Source organism: Pseudomonas sp. NPDC089918, from assembly GCF_050280605.1.
Taxonomy (GTDB): Bacteria; Pseudomonadota; Gammaproteobacteria; order Pseudomonadales; family Pseudomonadaceae; genus Aquipseudomonas.
In genome coordinates this window covers 186,267-201,072 of the sequence record NZ_JBNNVP010000002.1, presented here as the reverse complement: position 1 = coordinate 201,072, position 14,806 = coordinate 186,267, and the positions used below count along the sequence as shown (strand labels likewise).

The 14,806-nt window shown below is 59.4% G+C and carries 13 protein-coding genes; 2 read left to right on the top strand and 11 right to left on the bottom strand.

Translation table 11 applies throughout. The features are described 5' to 3' along the window. Positions 1–49: 49 nt before the first annotated feature. The gene (locus ACQKPC_RS02415) at positions 50–1,084 is read left to right on the top strand and encodes an alpha/beta fold hydrolase (RefSeq protein WP_427622981.1); all 1,035 of its coding nucleotides are present in this window, start codon (positions 50–52) and stop codon (positions 1,082–1,084) included. Positions 1,085–1,272: 188 nt separating this feature from the next. On the opposite strand, the gene ACQKPC_RS02410 is transcribed toward ACQKPC_RS02415, so the two are convergent. After that, positions 1,273–1,629 carry a DUF6124 family protein gene (locus tag ACQKPC_RS02410; RefSeq protein WP_427622980.1) on the bottom strand — a complete coding sequence of 119 codons (357 nt, stop codon included), beginning with the start codon at positions 1,627–1,629 and terminating at the stop codon, positions 1,273–1,275. 553 nt (positions 1,630–2,182) lie between these two features. On the opposite strand from ACQKPC_RS02410, the gene ACQKPC_RS02405 reads away from it, so the two are divergent. Beyond that, a complete protein-coding gene (locus ACQKPC_RS02405) occupies positions 2,183–2,851 on the top strand; it encodes a DsbA family oxidoreductase (protein ID WP_427623019.1) in 669 nt (222 codons plus the stop codon). Between the two features lie 137 nt (positions 2,852–2,988). On the opposite strand, the gene ACQKPC_RS02400 is transcribed toward ACQKPC_RS02405, so the two are convergent. The 10 genes from ACQKPC_RS02400 to glpK form a co-directional block, all read right to left on the bottom strand. Beyond that, entirely contained in the window at positions 2,989–3,318 is a 330-nt protein-coding gene (locus ACQKPC_RS02400; RefSeq protein ID WP_185047110.1) for a GlpM family protein, read from the bottom strand. Positions 3,319–3,326: 8 nt separating this feature from the next. Then, positions 3,327–4,655 carry a sigma-54-dependent transcriptional regulator gene (locus ACQKPC_RS02395; protein WP_427622979.1) on the bottom strand — a complete coding sequence of 443 codons (1,329 nt, stop codon included), beginning with the start codon at positions 4,653–4,655 and terminating at the stop codon, positions 3,327–3,329. After that, positions 4,652–6,553, bottom strand: coding sequence for a sensor histidine kinase (locus tag ACQKPC_RS02390; protein ID WP_427622978.1), 1,902 nt, complete (start codon positions 6,551–6,553; stop codon positions 4,652–4,654). Before ACQKPC_RS02390 ends, ACQKPC_RS02395 begins: the two co-directional genes overlap by 4 nt. A gap of 263 nt (positions 6,554–6,816) precedes the next feature. Further along, positions 6,817–7,551 (bottom strand): amino acid ABC transporter ATP-binding protein, encoded by a 735-nt coding sequence (locus tag ACQKPC_RS02385; RefSeq protein WP_008069475.1) that lies wholly within the window; start codon positions 7,549–7,551, stop codon positions 6,817–6,819. Beyond that, the gene (locus ACQKPC_RS02380) at positions 7,548–8,219 is read right to left on the bottom strand and encodes an amino acid ABC transporter permease (RefSeq protein WP_427622977.1); all 672 of its coding nucleotides are present in this window, start codon (positions 8,217–8,219) and stop codon (positions 7,548–7,550) included. Before ACQKPC_RS02380 ends, ACQKPC_RS02385 begins: the two co-directional genes overlap by 4 nt. Beyond that, complete coding sequence (locus ACQKPC_RS02375) at positions 8,219–8,965, bottom strand: amino acid ABC transporter permease (RefSeq protein WP_427622976.1); 747 nt, start codon at positions 8,963–8,965, stop codon at positions 8,219–8,221. The genes ACQKPC_RS02380 and ACQKPC_RS02375 overlap by 1 nt, the downstream gene beginning before the upstream one ends. Before the next feature lie 190 nt (positions 8,966–9,155). Beyond that, positions 9,156–10,070 (bottom strand): glutamate/aspartate ABC transporter substrate-binding protein, encoded by a 915-nt coding sequence (locus ACQKPC_RS02370; protein WP_123500663.1) that lies wholly within the window; start codon positions 10,068–10,070, stop codon positions 9,156–9,158. A 451-nt stretch (positions 10,071–10,521) separates the two neighbouring features. Next, on the bottom strand, positions 10,522–12,060 hold the full coding sequence (gene glpD / locus ACQKPC_RS02365) for a glycerol-3-phosphate dehydrogenase (RefSeq protein ID WP_427622975.1): 1,539 nt from the start codon (positions 12,058–12,060) through the stop codon (positions 10,522–10,524). A gap of 327 nt (positions 12,061–12,387) precedes the next feature. After that, on the bottom strand, positions 12,388–13,143 hold the full coding sequence (locus tag ACQKPC_RS02360; RefSeq protein WP_007898523.1) for a DeoR/GlpR family transcriptional regulator: 756 nt from the start codon (positions 13,141–13,143) through the stop codon (positions 12,388–12,390). Positions 13,144–13,227: 84 nt separating this feature from the next. Beyond that, positions 13,228–14,733, bottom strand: coding sequence for a glycerol kinase GlpK (glpK, locus tag ACQKPC_RS02355; protein WP_427622974.1), 1,506 nt, complete (start codon positions 14,731–14,733; stop codon positions 13,228–13,230). Between the last annotated feature and the right edge of the window lie 73 nt (positions 14,734–14,806).

Sequence of the window (14,806 nt, the reverse complement as noted above, 5' to 3'; positions counted from 1 at the left end):
ACTTCATCAGACTCGCGCTCTACTGGAGTTCTGCGTTTCGGTGTTTTTCATGCGTGCTTTATTGTTATCGGCGACCACTTTTCTGGTCGCTTTATTGTTCAGCTTGCCGTCCCTGGCGGCTTCGCGGTGCGATGTCAATGTTCCGACCGAGCGGGTCGATCTGGAGCAGGTGAGCCTGGCCTACCAGAGCATTGGCCGTGCCTCGGACCCTGCGTTGTTGCTGGTGATGGGCCTGGGCGGGCAGTTGATTCACTGGCCGGACGAGGTGGTGGTTGCGCTGTGTCAGCAGGGGTTTCGGGTCATCCGCTATGACAATCGCGATGTCGGCCTCTCGACTTGGCGGCAGGCGCCTGTCGACGCCAACCTGACGTTCGAAGTGCTGCGCTACAAACTCGGCTTGCCGGTATCGGCGCCGTACACCCTGACCGACATGGCCGACGATGCCTTCGGCCTGATGAGTGCCTTGCACGTCGAGCAATTCCACGTGCTGGGCGCCAGCATGGGTGGGATGATCGCCCAGCATATGGCGGCCATGGCACCGCAGCGTGTCGAGAGCCTGACCTTGCTGATGACCAGCTCGGGGGCCGAAGGTTTGCCGGCGCCGAGTGCGGCGCTGGTGCAGTTACTCGCGCGACGTGGTGCGCCGAATCGTGAAGTGGCGCTGGAGCAACAGGCTGACTTGCTGGCGGCACTGGGCAGCCCGGCGGTGAGCGATGACCGGCAGGCGTTGTTGCAGCAGGCGGCGCAGTCTTATGACCGGGCATTCAACCCTGAGGGTGTGAAGCGCCAGATCATGGCAATCCTCGCTGAACGGAGCCGTGTGGCGCTGCTCAATCAATTGCGAGTGCCGACGCTGGTGGTTCACGGTACCGCCGATCCGTTGTTGCCGGTGATGCACGGCGTACACCTGGCGGCGCACATTCGCGGCAGTCAGTTGAAGCTGATTCCGGGGCTGGCCCATCGTTTTCAGGAGGCGTTCAAGGCGCCGTTGCTGGCGGCGGTGTTGCCGTATTTGCAGGCCCACCGCGAAGACACCTCGCATTGGGCGCAGATCGATCCAGTGGCCGAACGCAATCTTCTGTAACACCCAGATCCAATGTGTGCGAGCCCTTGTGGCGAGGGGGCTTGCCCCCGTTGGGCTGCGAAGCAGCCCCATGACCGGTCAGCGCGGATCTCCTGAAAAACCGCGCAAGCCGATTTACGACTGCTGCGCAGCCGAGCGGGAGCAAGCTCCCTCGCCACAAAAGCGCCTCAATTACAGTGGAGGCTGGTTTACGTTGGAACGAAGTTATCCAGCATCCGGTTCACCGCCAGTTCACCCAGCATGACCGAGTTCTGGATGCCGAGCACGGTGTTGCGTTGAGGGCCGTTCAGCTGCCCCGCGAAATCACTCAACATCACGCTCGCCGCCGCCAGCGATTCGCAGGCGTTGACCAGCAGGGTTTCGTTGTTGGCGTCGGGGGCGACCGAGTAAAGGGTGCTGGGTTTGCGTGGGGTGTCTTTGGGAATGACCGGTTTGAGGTAGTAATCGAGGGCGCGGTCGGCGGCTTCGTTGAGCTTTTTGGAGCCCGGGGTTTCGTATGGGGAAACGTCGTCGGTTTCCGGTGGGTTTGGAGTGATTTTGAACATTGAGGGATACACCTTTTAGTAGAGCTACAACCTCTCTCGCTACTAAACGGTAGGGGTGGTAGCTGTGCGCAAGTTAGTAGACCGGTAACTCCCTCAAACCCGGCGCACCCGAGGGTGCCATGCGCACAGCCACCATCAAATGCAGGTGAAAACCTGACTAAATGACGCTTGTGCAACCGTCTTGAGGGGTAATCCGGGCTACTAAACCCGATCACTGGGAATCAGTGACACGAACCAAGTTACCGACGGGCCTCCAGGCGCACAAGCCGGCGGATTCTGACGTGGTTGTAGGCGACGGCGCAAGACGCTGTAGCTTTCAGGAAGTAACGCTAAACAGAACTAAACACCATCCCCAAAACACCCGAAATCCCCCTGTGGGAGCGAGCCTGCTCGCGAAAGCGGTGCATCAGCCAATGCAGATATCAACTGACATGACGCCTTCGCGAGCAGGCTCGCTCCCACAAGGGGAATAGTGGAACGGCTGCCACACGGGCTCAGCCTGCGGGTGTATCGTTCGAACTTTCCGGCGCGATTCAAGCCTGTGAGGTAAATGATGAGTACCCCCCTGAAAATCGATTTCGTCAGCGACGTGTCCTGCCCCTGGTGCGTCGTCGGTCTGTATAGCCTGACCCGTGCCCTGGATTCGCTCGGCGATGAAGTCCAGGCCGAGATCCGTTTCCAGCCGTTCGAACTGAACCCGAAGATGGGCCCAGAGGGCCAGAACATCACCGAACACATCAGCGAAAAGTACGGCTCGACGCCTGAGCAATCGCAGAAGAACCGCGAAATGATCCGCGCGCGTGGCGCCGAGGTCGGGTTTGCCTTTCGCACGGACGGCAGCAGCCGTATCTACAACACTTTCGATGCTCACCGCTTGCTGCATTGGGCGGGGCTGGAAGGGTTGCAGTTCAACCTGAAAGACGCACTGTTCAAGGCGTATTTCACCGAGGGCGGCAATCCTTCCGATCACGGGCAATTGGCGCAGATCGCTGAAAGCGTGGGGCTGAATCGGCAGCGGGCCGAGGCGATTCTGGCGTCCGATGAATTCACCAAAGAGGTTCGCGAAGAAGAACAGTTGTGGCTATCGCGCGGAGTGAGTTCAGTGCCGACGGTGGTGTTTAACGGGCAGTACGCCGTCAGTGGCGGGCAGCCGGTGGAGACGTTTGTCGGTGCGATTCGCCAGATCATGAGTGAAGCCAGGGGCGGTACGGTCAACGGTTGAACTGACGTTACACGCTCGATCATTCCCACGCTCTGCGTGGGAATGCCTCTAAGGACGCTCCGCGTCCAGTGACGCGGAGCGTCACAGGCTGCATTCCTTTGCTGCGCGTGGGAACGATCAGTTACAGAAGATCGCGGTCAGGCGTGCAAGCGAACCCACACGCTGACCAGCACCGTCGCCGCCATCAACCACGCCACCGCCGCCACCGCCAACGAAGCCTCCAGCCGCATCCGGTCGACCATCACATACAAGGTCGCCAGGTAGACGAAGTACGGAATGATCGACCACATGCCAAACACGATGGTGGTTTTCAGATCATCCAGCGAACGCCCCTTGCCGACGATGTAATGAGCGATCAGCGCAAAGGTCGGAAACAGCGGCACCAGGCCTGCGATGTAATAATTTTTGGTCTTGGCCAGCATGGCGAGAATCACCACCACCGCCGCGCCCAGGGTTGCTTTGAAAATCAGGTCCATCAGTGGCTCAACCCATATTTCTTCACTTTGTCGAACAGCGTGGTCTTGGCCATCCCCAGTTCCTGGCTGGCCTGGGTCAGGTTGCCGCCGCTGCGCTGCAAGGCGTCGCTGAGCAGGTTGCGTTCGAAGGCTTCCACCGCTTCGGCGAAGGCCAGGCCCTGGTTGCTGCCGCTGGCGCCGGTTTTTTTGAAGGCCGGCAGGCCCAATGCGAAACGCTCGGCGATGTTGCGCAATTCGCGCACATTGCCTGGCCAGTCGTGGCTCATCAGGTTCGACAGGGTCTGGTTGTCCAGCTCCGGCACCGCGCGGTCGAAGCGCAAGGATGACTGCTGCAAAAAGTGTTCGAACAGTTGCAGGATGTCTTCGCGGCGTTCGCGCAGCGGCGGCAGTTCCAGGGTTACCACGTTCAGGCGGTAATACAGGTCGCTGCGAAACTCGCCGGCCTTGCTCGATTGATCCAGATCGGACTTGGTCGCGGCGATCACCCGGCAATCCACCGCCACGCTCTGGTTCGAGCCCAGGCGTTCAAGAGTGCGTTCCTGCAACACCCGCAGCAGTTTGATCTGCAAGGGCAGCGGCATGCTTTCCACTTCATCGAGGAACAGCGTGCCGCCGTCGGCGTGTTCGATCTTGCCGATCCGCCGCTTGCCGGCACCGGTGAAGGCGTTGGCCTCGTGGCCGAATATTTCACTTTCGAACAGGTTCTCCGGCAGGCCACCGCAGTTCAGCGCGACGAACTGTTTGGTGTGCCGACGGCTGAAGTCGTGCAGGCAGCGCGCAACCAATTCTTTACCGGTACCGGTCTCGCCTTCAATCAGCACGTTGGCCGAGGTGTCGGCGACGTTGGCGATCAGTTCTCGCAGGTTCTGCATGGCCGGCGAACGCCCGATGATCCGTCCTTCGAGGGAGTCGCGCTCGAACAGCTGTCGACGTAACGACGACACTTCTCGCGCCAGGCTGCGTTGCTCCAGCGCACGGCGGGCGACGTCCACCAGACGTTCCGGGGAGAAGGGTTTCTCCATGAAGTCGTAGGCGCCTTTCTGCATCGCGCCAACGGCCATGGAGATGTCGCCATGGCCGGTAATCAGCACCACCGGCAGGCTGCGATCGCGGGCCTTGAGCCGGGTCAGCAGTTCCAGGCCATCGATGCCCGGCAGGCGGATGTCGCTGATGACGATGCCGGCGAAGTTATCGCCGACTCGTTCCAGCGCTTCTTCGGCGCTGCCGACGCCCACGCAGGGAATGTCTTCCAGGGTCAGCGCCTGTTGGCAGCCGAGCAGGACATGGGGGTCGTCTTCGACGATCAGCACACTAAGGTCGTTGTTCATATTGGCTCGGCGGGAGTGGGGCTTACCAACGGTAAACTGAGAACGAAGGTGGTACCACCGCTGGCCGGGTGTTCGACACCCAGATGCCCGCCAGTGGCGGCGGCCAGGCTGGCGGAAAGCGTCAGGCCGAGGCCCAGGCCTTGTTCGCCGGGTTTGGTGGTGAAGAACGGTTCGAACAGATGCTTGCGCGCTTCGGCATCGATGCCGTGGCCGTTGTCGCGTACCCGCAGACGATACTTGCCATCGAACTCCTCGCCTTCGAGCCACAACGCCGGCAGGGGCTGCGACTGCATGGCGTCGAGCGCGTTGCCGATCAGGTTGACCAGGATCTGCTCCAGACGGGTCTGGTCGATCTGCACCTGTACGTCTTCGAGGTCGCGATGCAAATGCAGGTGCGCGCTTTCCATCCGGCTGCCCAGCAATTGCAGGGCGGCGTCCACGGCTTTACCAAAACTGGCCTGGCCCTTGTCATCACCGCGCCGGGCGAAGGAGCGCAGGCTGGCGGTGATCCGGCCCATGCGGTCGATCAGTTCATTGATGGTCTTGAGGTTGGTGCTGGCCACATCCAGCTGGCCGCGTTCCAGAAAACGCACGGTATTGCCGGACAAGGTCCGCAAGGCGGCCAGTGGCTGGTTCAATTCGTGGGCGATGCTGGTGGACATCTGGCCGATGGCCGCCAGTTTTCCGGCCTGGACCAGTTCATCCTGGGCGCGGCGCAACGTCTCTTCCGCCTGCCGGCGTTCACGGATCTGACCCTTGAGTCGTTCGTTGCTGGCGCGCAGGTCGGTGGTGCGTTCGGTAATCCGACGCTCCAGTTGATTGTTGGCTTCCTGCAAGGCTTCCCGCGCCGCGAGGCGGGTGGCGATCACCTTGCGCCGCTCGTTCCAGGCGATCAGCAGAAACGCCACCAGGGCAAATGCCACCGCCACCAGAATCCCCTGATTGATCGCTTCACGCCGCAAATCCTGCAGGGGGGTGAGCAGGGTGAAATTCCATGGGGTGTCGCTCAGCGGCCGGGTTTGCGAGAGGTAGCTGATGTTCTCTTCATCGGACATCAATTCGCTGTTGGCGGGGAAGGTCAGTTTTTCCTCGCCTTCGGCCAGTTTCTCCCGCGCCAGCGGTTGCAGTTCGTTCAGCGGAAACCAGTAGTACTGCAGGCTACGGGCCAGTTTTTCCTTGGTTTCCTCGCTCAATGGCACAACCGATTTAAGCCGCCGCGCCGGATCGCTGGAGAGAATGATGATGCCGTTCTCGTCGCTGACGAAGGCTTCCAGACGCGCACGCTGCCAGCGTTCTTCCATGGCTTCGAGGCGGACCTTGACCACGGCGACGCCGATGATCTTGCCGTGCTCTTCCAGGCCATGCGCCAGGTAATAGCCGGGTTCGCCACTGGTGCTGCCGATGCCATAGAAACGCCCCGGCTGACCGCGCACGGCATTCTGGAAATAGGCGCGGAAGGACAGGTCTTCACCCAGATAACTGTCGACATCGCGCCAGTTGCTGGTGGCCAGTACGCGACCGGTGGTGTCCATCACATAGATGGCCCGACTGCGGCTGCGCCGGTTCAGGCCTTCAAGGTATTCGTTGACCGTCTGCCGGAGTTCCGGAGACGGGTCGGCCAACAGCTTTGAAACACTGGATTCGAGTTCCAGCAGGCTGGGCAGGTAGGTGTACTTGCTGATTTCGCTCTCGACGGCGCGGGCGTGCAGTTCCAACTGACGCTGGCCATTCTCGCTAAGGCTGCGAATTCCGTAGTGTTCACTGACCCAGAAGCCGATGTAACCCAATCCGATCATCAGGGCGATGACCAGTGGCGGCAGGAACAGATGGCGAATCAAACGGGGTTTCACGGCGAGTGATGGCGGCGCGGCGCGATAGAGAGTGGAGTCGCATTTCATCACAGATGCCTTGGGTCAACCACAACACAAATATCCATATCTCCACTGGCCGCCTGTGGGAGCGGACTTGTGTGGCGAGGGGGCTTGCCTGTGGCGAGGGGGCTTGCCCCCGTTGGGTCGCGAAGCGGCCCCGGTATTTCGAAGTCAAACCGCATGCAACGGGTTTACGACTGCTTCGCAGCCGAACGGGGGCAAGCCCCCTCGCCACAGGCAAACCCCCTCACCACAGAGCCAGCTCCCACAGGGGGAGCAGCGTCCGATGTTTAGTGCTGCAGAATCTTCTCGAGGAAATGCTGCGCGCGGTCGGAGCGGGCGGTGATGTCGCCGAAGAACTCTTCTTTCTTGCAGTCTTCGATGATCTTGCCCTGGTCCATGAATATCACCCGGTCGGCCACTTTGCGCGCAAAGCCCATTTCATGGGTCACGCACATCATGGTCATGCCTTCGTGGGCCAGTTGCACCATCACGTCGAGTACTTCGTTGACCATTTCCGGGTCCAGCGCCGAGGTCGGTTCGTCGAACAGCATGACGATCGGGTCCATCGCCAGCGCACGGGCAATCGCCACACGCTGTTGCTGACCACCGGAGAGTTGGCCCGGGTGCTTTTTGGCGTGGGCGGAGAGGCCGACGCGTTCGAGCAGTTGCAGGGCTTTCTTGGATGCCTCTTCCTTGCTGCGACCCAACACCTTGACCTGTGCGATGGTCAGGTTGTCCATGATGCTCAGGTGCGGGAACAGTTCGAAATGCTGGAACACCATGCCAACGCGCGAACGCAGTTTCGGCAGGTTGGTCTTCGGGTCGGCGATGGATGTGCCATCGACGATCACGTCGCCTTTCTGGAACGGTTCCAGGGCGTTGACGCATTTGATCAGGGTGGATTTACCGGAGCCGGACGGCCCGCACACCACAATCACTTCGCCTTTTTTGACCTCGGTGCTGCAGTCAGTCAGTACCTGGAAGTCGCCATACCACTTGTTGACATTCTTGATAGAGATCATACGGCAAACCTTTTTTGCAGACGCTTGACCAGCAGCGAGGCGGCAAAGCTGATTGTGAAGTACGTGAGACCTGCGAAGATCAGGAACTCATTGGAGCGACCGATGATGTCGCCACTGGCACGGGAGGCATTGAGGAAATCCACCAGACCCACCGCATACACCAGCGAGGTGTCCTGGAACAGAATGATGCTCTGTTGCAGCAACAACGGGGTCATCTTGCGAAACGCTTGCGGCAGGATGATCAGTCGCATCATCTGGCCGTATTCCATACCCAACGCCTGGGCAGCGCCCATCTGACCCTTGGGGATCGACTGCACGCCAGCCCGGACGATTTCGCAGAAATACGCGGCTTCGAACATCATGAAGGCCACGATGCACGAGGCGAACGCGCCGATCGGGGTGTCTTCGCCGGTAATCCAGCGTAATACAAACGGCACCGCCAGGTAGAACCAGGTGATGACCAGCAGCAACGGGATCGAGCGGAAGTAGTTAACGTAGGCGCCGGCGATGTTCGACAGCAGTTTGTTGTGGGACAAGCGCATCAGCGCCAGGATCGTGCCGAGGATGATCCCGCCGATCACGCCCAAGGCCATCAGCTTGAGGGTCATGACCATGCCGTTCCACAAACCCGGAAGGGACGGAATGATGCCCGAGAAGTCGAATTCCATCATTTACCCCCTACGGAAATCAGGCCCGGTACGGCGACTTTCTTCTCGACCGAACGCATCAGCAGCATCAGGCTCATGTTCAGCGTGAAGTAGATCAGCGTGGCCAGGGTGAAGGCTTCGAACAGGTTGGCGGAGAACTCGGCGGTCTGTTTGGTCTGCGCGAGCAGCTCCATCAGGCCAATCAGCGACGCGACGGAGGAGTTCTTGAATACGTTCAAAAATTCCGAGGTAAGCGGCGGAATGATGATGCGGTAAGCCTGGGGCAGCAGCACGTTCCAGTAGATCTGCGGCAGCTTGAAACCCATGGCGCGAGCGGCGGCTTCCTGGCCGCGGGGCAGCGCCTGGATACCGGTGCGCACTTGTTCGCAAACACGAGCGGTGGTGAACAGGCCAAGGCACACGACGACGCTGAGGAACGCCGAAGTGGTGGGGTTGAGATCCTGCTTGTACCACTCCTGGATGTCCGCAGGCAGCAGGTCGGGCACCAGGAAGTACCAGATGAACAGCTGAACCAGCAGCGGCACGTTACGGAAGATTTCGACGTAGCAGGTCGCGATGCCCGATACGATGCGATTCGGTACCGTGCGCATGACGCCCAGAATCGAGCCCAGCAGCAGCGCGATGATCCAGGCTGCGACGGCAATGGCGATGGTCCAGCCCAAACCGGAGAGGTACCAGTCGAAATAAATCTCGCTGCCCACGCCGGTGGACTTGAAGAACACGCCCCAGTCCCAGTTGTAATTCATTAGGGTCTCCCCTCGGATTCGTTCGATTTACAAATGCCCGCCTGGGGACTCCGTTCCCGCCCGACTCTAATGGTCAGGCACACACGAGCGGCTCGACAGCCACCGGTTCGAGTGTTTCCAGAAATGCCAGCAGGGAGTGACAACCCCTGAAAGGGCAAAGGCTCTCTCAGGGGATAAGGTTAGTCAGAAATCAGGATTTCTTTTCGTCAGCCGCTTTGTCGGTCGGATTGGCGATCAGGGCCTTGAGCTCTTCGCTCATCGGGAACATCAGGTTCAGGCCTTTTGGCGGAATTGGCTGCATGAACCATTTTTCGTAGATCTTGTTGATCTCGCCGGACTTGTAGGTCGCGATGATGGCGTCGTCGACAGCTTTCTTGAACGGCGCGTCGCCTTTGCGAACCATGCAACCGTAAATCTCATTGGACTGCGCAGTCCCGGTCACGGCCCAGTCGGTCGGCTTCTTGGCCTTGGCCATTTCACCGGCCAGCAAGGCGTCGTCCATCATGAAAGCCACGGCACGGCCGGTTTCCAGCATCTGGAAGGACTCGCCATGGTCTTTGGCGGAGATCACGTTCATGCCCATCTGCTTGTCGGCGTTCATCGACTTGAGGATGCGCTCGGACGTGGTGCCGGCGGTGGTCACGACGTTCTTGCCTTTGAGGTCGGCGAAGTCTTTGTATGGGGAATCTTTCTTGGCCAGCAGCTTGGTGCCGATTTCGAAGATGCCGACGGAGAAGTCAACTTGCTGCTGACGTTCGACGTTGTTGGTGGTGGAGCCGCACTCGACGTCCACGGTGCCGTTCTGCACCAGCGGGATACGGGTTTGCGAGGTCACCAGGTTGTATTTGACCTGGAGGTTGGGCATGTCCAGGTCTTTCTTGATGGCTTCAACGATTTTCAGCTGGATATCGTGGGAGTAGCCAACCGGTTTGCCGGAAGCGTCCGCGATATAGGAAAACGGAATGGAAGCGTCACGATGCCCGAGGGTGATGGTGCCGGACTCTTTGATCTTCTTCAGTGTGCCGGTGAGTTCGGCGGCGAAAACTGGAGTGCTAATCAGAGCGGCAGCAATGGCTGCGCCCAGGAGATGGGGAACGATGCGCATCAAATTTTCCTCGACATTGTTTTTATATGGAGCCAGTTCATCGGCCCTTTTTGGTGCTTCGAATGCTTGCCGGCTCCTGAAGGGGTGGCGCAGCGTACATTCGTCCAAGAGTGTAGAGCATGACTCGTGCCAGGCCAGGCGATATAGATCAAGTTATTGATTTATAAAGATATTAAATATTTATGGCGTGAATTTTCGCGATGGAGAATCCGGTTAACCGAATCGACCGTCGGGTCGCGTTCGGAAAACCGAATGGAATCTCATGCCTTGCACCTATCCCCTGTGGGAGCGAGCCTGCTCGCGATAGCGGAGTGTCAGGCAACATCAATGTTGCATGTGCCGACCTCATCGCGAGCAGGCTCGCTCCCACAGGGGATAGGTAGTGTCTGGCAGAATACAAAAAGCCCCTGAATCATGAGATTCAGGGGCTTCGTTTTAACCGGATTCCCGATCAGGCCGCTTGGATCTTGCTGCGGTTCTGTTCGACCTTGTTCAGGTAATCTTCGAGCTTCTGCTGTTCCGCCGGGGTAGTGAACAGCCCAAGCTTTGTGCGGCGCCACAGAATGTCGTGGGCGGTGGTCGCCCATTCTTCGCTGCACAGGTAATCAACTTCGCGAGTGTAGAGACCGCCGCCGATGTGTTCGCCCAGATCATTAAGGCTTTCCACACCTTCGAGCATGCGCCAGGTGCGGCTGCCATAAGTGGTGGCCCAGCGTCGGGCGATTTCGGTGGGCACCCAGTCGAATTTGTCGCGGATCCGCGAGCTCAAGGCCTGCGGCGTGGTCATGTCTTCGCCGCCGGGCAGGGTGGCGCTGGCAGTCCAGCTTGGCTTGATGTACGCGAAGTACGGGGCCAGTTGCGCCAGCGCCGATTCGGCCAGTTTGCGGTAAGTCGTCAGTTTGCCGCCGAACACCGACAACAGCGGCGCTTCTTCGGCACTGCCCGACAATGCCAGGGTGTAGTCGCGGGTGACAGCCGACGGGTTGTCGGATTCGTCGTTGCACAGCGGGCGAACACCGGAGTAGCTGTGCAGGATATCGTCGCGACTGATTTGCTTCTTGAAGTGGGCGTTGACCACTTTGAGCAGGTAATCGGTTTCGCCTTCAGTGATCGCAACTTTCGCCGGGTCGCCGGTGTACTCACGGTCGGTTGTGCCGATCAGGGTGAAGTGATTCAGGTACGGAATGGTGAAGACGATGCGCTGATCTTCGTTTTGCAGAATGTGCGCGTGTTCGCCTTCATATAGCTTCGGCACGATCAGGTGGCTGCCCTGGATCAGACGGATGCCATACGGCGATTCCATCTTCAGGTCATCACGGATGAACTTGGCGACCCACGGGCCGGCTGCATTGACCAGCGCTTTGGCGCGGATCGAAAACAGGCTGCCATCGGCGCGTTCCAGATTCAGGTGCCACAGGCCCTTGGTGCGACGGGCACTGACGCAGCGGGTCTGGGTGTGAACGTGGGCGCCTTTCTCGCGGGCGGCCATGGCGTTCAGTACGACCAGGCGTGCGTCATCGACCCAGCAATCGGAATATTCGAAGCCTTTGGTGATTTCGCTTTTCAGTGCACTGTCCGGGCCGAACTTCAGGCTTTTCGAACCTTCGAGTTTTTCCCGTTTGCCCAGATTGTCATAAAGGAACAGGCCGGTGCGGATCATCCAGGCCGGACGCAGGTGCGGGCGGTGCGGCAGCACGAAACGCATCTGTTTGACGATGTGCGGCGCCTTGGCCAGCAGTACTTCACGCTCGGCGAGGGCTTCGCGCACCAGGCGAAATTCGTAATGTTCGAGATAGCGCAGGCCGCCGTGGATCAGCTTGCTGCTGGCGGACGAAGTGTGGCTGGCCAGGTCATCCTTTTCGCAAAGGAACACCGAAAGACCGCGACCGGCGGCATCCGCTGCGATCCCCACGCCATTGATCCCACCACCGATGACGGCGATATCGTAAACCTCGGCGAGAGGGGGCGTAGGCAAGGTAGAAGTGGGCATCGGCTGGCCTCGGGCTTTGATTTTCTATATTTGAATTCGAACATTAATGTTCATTTACGAAAATACTAGCCCATAAAGACGCGCACAGCCAGTCAACTTCGATTGAAAATACTGATCGAAGGGCGGTTAAAGGAAAATTTACGAACATTTAGTGAGCGCGGGAGGGCTTTTGTGGCGAGGGAGCTTGCTCCCGCTGGGCTGCGAAGCAGCCCTAAAACCGGTGAGCGCGGTTTTTCAGGAAGAACAAATTGTCTGATTTGCGTCTGCTGCGCAGCCGAACGGGAGCAAGCTCCCTCGCCACAGGGGAGCGAGCCATTTCGAAAGGAGTTAAACCACTTCCAACCGAATCTTGTGCTGGCTCAACAGCTGCGCCAAGGCTGGCGAAGGCTGCTGATCGGTGACCAGGCAATCGATCAGGCTGATCGGCCCCAGGCGAATCATGGCATTGCGCCCGAATTTGCTGGAGTCCGCCGCGAGGATTACCTGCCGGGCATTGGCGATGATCGCCTGGGACACCCGCACTTCCTGATAATCGAAATCCAGCAAGCTGCCATCTTCATCGATGCCGCTGATGCCGACCAGGGCGAAGTCGACCTTGAACTGGTTAATGAAGTCGACACTCGCCTGACCGACCACGCCACCGTCACGCCGCACGTTGCCACCGGTCAGCAGCACGTCGAAATCGTCCTTGGCGCTGAGCATCGAGGCCACGTGCAGGTTGTTGGTGATGATCTTCAGGTGGTTGTGGTTGAGCAGCGCCCGAGCGATGGATTCGGTGGTGGTGCCGATATTGATGAACAGCGAGGCGTGATCGGGAATCTGAGCGGCAATGGCTTCGCCGATACGCTGTTTTTCATCGCGCATCTGATCGGCGCGCATGGCGTAGGCAGTGTTTTCGACGCTGGAGTCGTAGGCTGCGCCGCCGTGGTAGCGACGCAACAGGTTGACTTCCGCCAGTTGATTGATATCGCGGCGGATGGTTTGCGGTGTAACGACGAACAGCTGGGCCATTTCCTCGATGCTGACATAGCCGCGTTCGCGGACCAGTTCGAGGATTTGCTGCTGACGGGGAGGCAGATTCATGGGGCTTCCTTTGGGCTGCCGTGCAAAATTTGCCCATGATGCCGCAGGAATCTGCTCCCTACCAGTTAGAACCCCATCCTTGGCTTATTCAGCGCTTTCGTGTGGTTCCCAATCACGAGTGCGGCTGACCGCTTTTTTCCAGCCGGCGTAGAGTTTTTCCTTCGCGGTTTCGTCCAGTGTCGGTTCGAACTCGCGCTCGATCACTGCCTTGCCGCGCAACTCGTCCAGGCTGCCCCAGAAGCCACACGCCAGACCCGCCAGGTAAGCCGCGCCCAATGCGGTGGTTTCGCGCATTTGCGGACGCTCGACCTGAGTGCCGAGGATGTCGGCCTGGAATTGCATCAGGAAGTTGTTCGCGACTGCGCCGCCGTCCACGCGCAGGGACTTGAGGCGTTCGCCGGAATCCTGCTGCATGGCGTCCAGGACGTCGCGGGTCTGGTAGGCAATCGACTCCAGCGCGGCACGAATGATGTGATCCACGCGTACGCCGCGAGTCAGGCCGAACAATGCGCCACGGGCATATGGGTCCCAGTACGGAGCGCCCAGACCGGTGAAGGCCGGCACCAGGTACACACCGTTGCTGTCCTTGACCTTGTTGGCGAAGTATTCGGTGTCGTGGGCGTCGTTGATGATTTTCAACTCGTCACGCAACCACTGCACGGTGGAGCCACCGTTGAATACCGCGCCTTCCAGGGCGTAGGCCACTTCGCCACGCGGGCCGCAAGCGATGGTGGTGAGCATGCCGTGTTTGGATTTCACGGCTTTGTCGCCGGTGTTCATCAGCAGGAAGCAACCGGTGCCATAGGTGTTTTTCGCCTGGCCTGGCTCGACGCACATCTGGCCGAAGAGGGCCGCCTGCTGGTCGCCGGCGATACCGCCAATGGCGATGCCACTTTTGGTGTGGCCGTAGATCTCGGACGACGATTTAACTTCCGGGAGCATCTCACGCGGGATGTCGAGGACTTCCAGCATCTTCGCGTCCCACTCCAGCGTATGGATATTGAAGAGCATGGTGCGCGAGGCGTTGGTGTAGTCGGTGACGTGCACCTTGCCGCCGGTAAATTTCCAGATCAGCCAGCTATCGATGGTGCCAAACAGCAGTTCACCCTTGCGTGCACGCTCACGGCTGCCTTCGACGTTGTCGAGGATCCACTTGAGCTTGGTGCCAGAAAAGTACGGGTCGGTGACCAGGCCAGTGGTGTCGCTGATGTATTGCTCGTGGCCATCGCGCTTGAGCTGCTGGCAGATTTCGGTGCTGCGCCGACACTGCCAGACGATCGCGTTGTAGATCGGGCGGCCGGTGGTCTTGTCCCAGACCACGGTGGTTTCGCGCTGGTTGGTGATGCCGATGGCTGCGACCTGATCGTGATGCAGGCCGGCTTGAGCCAGGGCCTCGACCATCACGGCGCTCTGGGTGGCGAAGATTTCCATCGGGTCATGTTCGACCCAACCGGCTTGCGGGTAATGCTGCGCGAATTCGCGCTGGGCGGTGCAGACCACGTTCGCGTCACGATCGAAAATGATCGCGCGGGAGCTGGTCGTACCCTGATCGAGGGCAATGATGTAGTTCTTATTCTGTATGTCGGTCATGTCGATTGCCTTGGACGAAAATTAGGAAGTGAGGTCAGGCGCGGGACCACATGGGCAGGATCACGCGCCAACG

Excerpts from the sequence above, each read along its gene's own strand:
- ACQKPC_RS02415 (WP_427622981.1), top strand. The coding sequence starts at position 50 with ATGCGTGCTTTATTGTTATCGGCGACCACTTTTCTGGTCGCTTTATTG.
- ACQKPC_RS02410 (WP_427622980.1), bottom strand. The coding sequence starts at position 1,629 with ATGTTCAAAATCACTCCAAACCCACCGGAAACCGACGACGTTTCCCCA.
- ACQKPC_RS02405 (WP_427623019.1), top strand. The coding sequence starts at position 2,183 with ATGAGTACCCCCCTGAAAATCGATTTCGTCAGCGACGTGTCCTGCCCC.
- ACQKPC_RS02395 (WP_427622979.1), bottom strand. The coding sequence starts at position 4,655 with ATGAACAACGACCTTAGTGTGCTGATCGTCGAAGACGACCCCCATGTC.
- ACQKPC_RS02390 (WP_427622978.1), bottom strand. The coding sequence starts at position 6,553 with ATGAAATGCGACTCCACTCTCTATCGCGCCGCGCCGCCATCACTCGCC.
- ACQKPC_RS02385 (WP_008069475.1), bottom strand. The coding sequence starts at position 7,551 with ATGATCTCTATCAAGAATGTCAACAAGTGGTATGGCGACTTCCAGGTA.
- ACQKPC_RS02380 (WP_427622977.1), bottom strand. The coding sequence starts at position 8,219 with ATGGAATTCGACTTCTCGGGCATCATTCCGTCCCTTCCGGGTTTGTGG.
- ACQKPC_RS02375 (WP_427622976.1), bottom strand. The coding sequence starts at position 8,965 with ATGAATTACAACTGGGACTGGGGCGTGTTCTTCAAGTCCACCGGCGTG.
- ACQKPC_RS02370 (WP_123500663.1), bottom strand. The coding sequence starts at position 10,070 with ATGCGCATCGTTCCCCATCTCCTGGGCGCAGCCATTGCTGCCGCTCTG.
- glpD (WP_427622975.1), bottom strand. The coding sequence starts at position 12,060 with ATGCCCACTTCTACCTTGCCTACGCCCCCTCTCGCCGAGGTTTACGAT.
- ACQKPC_RS02360 (WP_007898523.1), bottom strand. The coding sequence starts at position 13,143 with ATGAATCTGCCTCCCCGTCAGCAGCAAATCCTCGAACTGGTCCGCGAA.
- glpK (WP_427622974.1), bottom strand. The coding sequence starts at position 14,733 with ATGACCGACATACAGAATAAGAACTACATCATTGCCCTCGATCAGGGT.